We start from the raw sequence: 1,136 nt of genomic DNA, 5'->3' as shown, positions 1-1,136 counted from the left end.
GGCCGCCGCGGCCCGCGCCGACGACCCGGGCTTCACGGAGGCGCAGCGCCAGCAGCTCGCGCGCGCCGTCTGGCAGCGGACCTTCCCGACGACCGAGGCGGCGCTCGCCGACCAGGAGCTCGGCTGGTTCACCTACGAGGTGGACCCGGCCGGCGCGGGCGTGGTCCGCCAGCCGATCGTCTACGAGGACTTCCTGCCCCGCTCCGCGGCGGGCATCTTCCAGTCCAACCTGACCTCCGACGGCGCCAAGGACGCGAGCCAGGAGGGCACGGACCGGGACGCGGACTGGATGGCGGGCGCGCTCGGCCGCGACCTGAACGACCCCTTCGACCTGTACGCCGACCAGGTGGCCAGGTCCCTGGCCAGCGCCGCCGAGACCCTCGGTGTCGACCCGGCCACCCTCACCACCACCCACCGCACAACGGGAGCAACGCGATGACCAGCACCACCACCGACAGCCCGCTGACGACCGAGCTGCGCGACACCGCGCTGGCCGCCCTGGAGCGGCTGGGCGCCACCGTGCCCGCGGGCACGGGCCTGCCCGTCGTGTCGCCCCTGTCCGGGCAGACGCTGCTGGAGCTGCGCCGCGACGGCGCCCCCGAGGCCGCGACCGCCGTCGGCGAGGCCGCAGAGGCCTTCACGACGTGGCGCTCGGTGCCCGCCCCGGTACGCGGCCAGGTCGTCAAGCGTCTGGGCGAGCTGCTCACCGAGCACAAGGCCGACCTCGCGGAGCTCGTCACCATCGAGGCGGGCAAGATCACCAGCGAGGCCCTGGGCGAGGTCCAGGAGATGATCGACATCTGCGACTTCGCCGTCGGGCTCTCGCGGCAGGTCGGGGGCCGCACCATGCCGTCCGAGCGGCCCGGCCACCGCCTGATGGAGACGTGGCACCCGATGGGCGTCGTCGGCGTGATCAGCGCCTTCAACTTCCCGGTCGCGGTGTGGTCGTGGAACACGGCCGTCGCGCTGGTCTGCGGCGACACCGTGGTGTGGAAGCCGAGCGAGAAGACCCTGCTGTCCGCCGTCGGCGCGGCCGCGCTGCTCGACCGGGCGCTGGCCGAGGCCGGCTTCCCGACCGGCGTCTCGCAGCTCCTGCTGGGCGACCGCGAGGCCGGCGAGGCCCTGGTGGCCGACCC

General features: G+C 74.7%; 2 protein-coding genes. Both read left to right on the top strand.

Annotated elements, in window-relative coordinates; all coding sequences use genetic code 11:
- Positions 1–439, top strand: a 439-nt coding sequence (locus PROKR_RS03145; protein WP_036959454.1) for a 2-oxoadipate dioxygenase/decarboxylase family protein, incomplete at its 5' end; no start/stop codon positions are given.
- The coding region (locus PROKR_RS03140; protein ID WP_036959466.1) for an aldehyde dehydrogenase family protein at positions 436–1,136 on the top strand (701 nt) is incomplete at its 3' end. The genes PROKR_RS03145 and PROKR_RS03140, both read left to right, overlap by 4 nt.

Origin of the sequence: Promicromonospora kroppenstedtii DSM 19349 (assembly GCF_000515355.1) — a bacterium.
In the GTDB taxonomy this organism is placed as follows: domain Bacteria; phylum Actinomycetota; class Actinomycetes; order Actinomycetales; family Cellulomonadaceae; genus Promicromonospora; species Promicromonospora kroppenstedtii.
The sequence above is the reverse complement of the archived record's forward strand: the minus strand, read 5'-3'. Positions and strand labels throughout refer to the sequence as shown.